2 protein-coding genes are annotated in these 4,138 nt (G+C 63.5%); both read right to left on the minus strand.

Annotation, left to right across the window (positions count from 1 at the left end):
* Positions 1 to 1,224 precede the first annotated feature (1,224 nt).
* The gene (locus tag ABSG20_RS31190; RefSeq protein ID WP_423868296.1) at positions 1,225 to 2,655 is read right to left on the minus strand and encodes a cell wall hydrolase; all 1,431 of its coding nucleotides are present in this window, start codon (positions 2,653 to 2,655) and stop codon (positions 1,225 to 1,227) included.
* A 218-nt stretch (positions 2,656 to 2,873) separates the two neighbouring features.
* The coding region (locus ABSG20_RS31195) for a putative PEP-binding protein (RefSeq protein WP_423868297.1) at positions 2,874 to 4,138 on the minus strand (1,265 nt) is incomplete at its 5' end.

A 4,138-nucleotide genomic window follows, 5' to 3' on the forward strand; every position in this document is an offset into this window, starting at 1 on the left:
ATCCTGCCCTGCCATGTCCTGGCCACGCCCGACGCTGCCGCGTCCACCGCATCTCATCCCGCGTGTCTGACGATCGCGATACGCCCCTCATCTGGAACGAGACGGGGGTGACTATAACTGATTCGAACAAAAAGTAAACAGTAATATTTTTTAAAAGCGGGCTTGACAGCTCCATGTCGGGAAGAGCCCGTCGGGCAAATCAGTTGCAATGCAGCCAGGGGCGACCAGGCGCACACGCCTCCAACCTGCCCGGATCTCCGCGGATCGCTTCCCAACGCCGTCATCGACCCTCTGCGCATGAAACCCGGTTTCGAATGAAGGCCTGGCTCAAGACAGGGCTGATAGGTGCATATCCTGGCTCGTCATTGCGAGCCAATCGGGCGCGCGAACGCGCGCTCGATTGAGCGAAGCAATCCATTGCCGCCACAGAAAGAAAAGCTGGATTGCTTCGTCGCAAGAGCTCCTCGCAATGACGGGGTGAGAGGGTCGACGACTCGCTGGCGCCATGTCTTGCTGGCGTAGCCACCAAAATTGGAACGGCCTGTGTGCGGAACCTCTCACGCAATTCGCGCGTTCGCTACCGGACACTGGAGCTGACCATGCCCTTTTCCATGACCACTTATTTTGCCGGAGTTGGAACCGTCGTGGGCGCACTCGCCCTCGGATTCGGCAGCGGAATAGTTCTGACAAACACGGCCATTAAAGTTCCCCCGGCGGGGCCGACGCGAATTGAGCGTGTTGCGCGTCCGGAGCCAATCGCGCCACCGCCGCAAACGGCTGGCACTCAAGTGTTTGAGGCCAAGGCGATTCCCCTGCTCGCCGCAGACCCGGCGCCGGCCGTCAAGCCTGCGGCGGAGCCGGCTCCAGCGATCCAAGCACAGCCGCCAGTCGCACAGGTTCCAAAACAGACTCCGCCTGCGACGGAGGTGGAGCAGCCAAAACAAGCCGAGTTGACGAAGCAGACGGAAGCCGAGCAAAGGAGAGCGACAGAGCGCAAGATCGATCGCCGGAACCGTTATGCCGAGCGAAAGGCCAGGGCGGTCGCGACAACCCGGATGAAGCAGCGGCAATGGGAGGAACAGGGAGGACCTGCAAGGCCTCAGCTGGCATATGACCCCGATGATGAACCTCGCTTCAACCCCTACAGAAGGCTGGACGCCCCGCTTTACGTGGCGCCGGTTGATCCCAGATACTGACCGAGGCCCCTCAACGCTTTCAGCGAACTTACCGCCGCACGGTTGTAGGCGACAGCTCGGCCGAGCTCTTCGCTTCCCCGGCGAGTTCTGCCGAGATCGACGCGGTCTGCGCCGGCGTGCCCCAGCTCGGCGCCTCGCTGCCGTCACCCCAGGCGCGTGGCCGATAGAAGGTATGCACGCCGAACTTGTACATCTGCTTCATCTCGCTGACCCAGGACGGATGCACCCAATAGGCATGGTAGTGCGTCGATTTTGCCACCTCGGGCAGCCAAAGCTGGCCGTCGAGCATCGCCGTCGCGATTTTCCTGGCGCGCTCCCACATGTCGGGTTCGCGCACCACGTCAGGAATATTGTCGCAGGCGAAAGTGAACTGGCACTCGAAGGCGCGGTGGTGCTTGTTCTGGTAGACAACGGCGCACACCGTGTTCGGATAAAAGCCGGAGAAGATGCGGTTCATCACCACCTGCGCCACGGCGATCTGGCCGCGCACGGCTTCGCCGCGGGCCTCGAAATAGACCGCTTCGGCGAGGCACTTTTCAGATTTGGCGCGGGCCTTCTCGTCGGACAGTCCAAGGCGCTCGGCCGGCGTCTTGTCGCGCTGGTTATCGGCGTTGACGACGCCCTTGGCGGCGATGCTCAGGCCGCTTTCGGCCGGCTTCGGTGGCTCGTCCGCAGCCGAAGGCAGCGATGCCATTACCTTCATGTCCAGATCGGGCACCACGATCAGCGGCTCTTCGCCGGGTCGCCAGCGTTCCATGCCCTCGGCCGACGCGCCGAGCGTGGAGCTTCCGAAAAACAGGCTTGCCGTCTTCACCGAGAAGCTGTCCTGCGATGGCGCGGCCTCGAGCGGCAAAGCCGTGGCATCGGGTGCGACCTTCAAATCGTCAGCCGGCTGGGCTTCGAGCGACAGCGAGACATTGTGCGGGGTGAGCGGCGGAGCGCTCAGCGCTTCCTGAAGTTCGAGATCGAGCGGGACCGGCCCCGATGGCATCGCGGCGGCGGTCTTGGCGCCCTTCACCGAGGCGTTGGATGTCGAGGGATCTTCCAGCGCAGGCGCGGCGGGGGCAGCAGTCTCGGGCGGGGCCGCGACCAGGCGGTCGCCTTTCAGCGTACGGTCGACCCTGGGGAAATCGGACGCCTGATAGCGCGGCGGCGGCTGAACCAGACTGCGCGTCACCGAACCGGTGATATCGATGCCGGGGTTGTCGAGCCGGGCCAGCTGGTAGGTCGCGGTTCGCGGGATCGATGTCCCGATCGGGAGGCCGAAGCTGTAGGTGGCGACCTGGATGCTGCCGGCGGCGGAGAAGTTTTGCCAGCGTTCGGCGACGCCCGGCTGCCGGGCCAGCAGCGACGCGATATCCTGATATCCGACTTCCGTCGGCATCAATGCGAAGACACACAGACCGAGTCCGAAGGACGCGAACTGCGCGCCCTTCGGTCGGCTACGCATAATTGACATTGAAACGCTCACGCAACGCTTACTGATGCGATCGAACCCAGTACATCCGTGCAATTCGATCGTTTCCGGTGATACCGAATTTAGGTTGCGAGGGAGTTAATCGGCGTTGCCAGCAAGACACACGCAAGGTGCCGCGCGCATCCGGCCGCTCCGATCGAAAGCGTTGGTAAATGGGCGCTGCAATGAAGTGGTAAAGATCCGGTCAACGAAAATGCTTTTCACGCCTGGCTGGAAATGGCCTTGCCAAGCGCGGCCTGCGCGGCGGCGAGCCGCGCGATCGGGACGCGGTAGGGTGAGCACGAGACGTAGTCCAGTCCGATCTCGTGGCAGAACGCCACCGATGCGGGATCGCCGCCATGCTCGCCGCAAATCCCGACCTTGATGCTGGGGCGGGTCTTGCGCCCGCGGGCAACGCCGATCTTCACCAATTCGCCGACGCCGTCGCGATCGATCGAGATGAACGGGTCGATCGGCAGGATGCCCTTGGCGATGTAGATACCGAGGAATCCGGCGGCGTCGTCGCGGCTGATGCCATAGGTGGTCTGGGTCAGATCGTTGGTGCCGAAAGAAAAGAACTCCGCCGTTTTGGCGATGTCGCCGGCCATCAGGCAGGCGCGCGGCAACTCGATCATGGTGCCGACCTGGTAGCCCAGTCTGGTTCCGGTTTCCTTCATCACCGACTGCGCGGTGGCGTCGATCCGCGCCTTGACCAGGTCGAACTCGGCCCGGGTCGCGATCAGCGGCACCATCACCTCGAGTCCGACCGCCTTGCCGGTGCGCTTGCCTGCCTCGACCGCGGCCTCGAAGATCGCGCGCGATTGCATCTCGGCGATCTCGGGATAGGCAATGGCGAGCCTGCAGCCCCGAAAACCGAGCATCGGATTGAATTCGGCGAGATCGCGGGCGCGATCGGCCAGCCGCCGCGGATCGGTATTCATCGCACGCGCGACTTCCTCGATCTCTGCTTGCGTGTGCGGCAGGAATTCATGCAGCGGCGGATCGAGCAGCCGGATCGTCACCGGCAGGCCCTTCATGATCTCGAACAGCTCGACGAAATCGGCGCGCTGCATCGGCAACAGCTTCGACAGCGCGGCGCGGCGGGCCTGCTCGTCCTCGGCGAGAATCATCTCGCGCACGGTGCGAATTCGCGTCTCCTCAAAGAACATATGCTCGGTGCGGCAAAGCCCGATGCCCTCACCGCCGAACTTGATAGCGGTGCGCGCATCCTCCGGCGTATCGGCGTTGACACGAACGCCGAGCTTGCGGACGGAATCGGCCCAGCCCATCAGCGTGCCGAATTCGCCTGACAATTTCGGCTCGATCATCGGCATCCGCCCGGCCAGCACCTGGCCCAGCGATCCGTCGATGGTGATGACGTCGCCGGTCTTGAAGGTGCGCGAGCCGATGCTCATGGTGCCGCGGCCGTAATCGACGCGAATGCTGCCGCAGCCGGAAACACAGGGCTTGCCCATGCCGCGCGCGA

This window comes from Bradyrhizobium sp., assembly GCF_049512235.1.
Classification (GTDB): Bacteria; Pseudomonadota; Alphaproteobacteria; order Rhizobiales; family Xanthobacteraceae; genus Bradyrhizobium.

What these genes read in the sequence shown, in the direction of transcription:
- ABSG20_RS31190 (WP_423868296.1), bottom strand. Translation starts at nt 2,655, where the DNA reads ATGTCAATTATGCGTAGCCGACCGAAGGGCGCGCAGTTCGCGTCCTTC.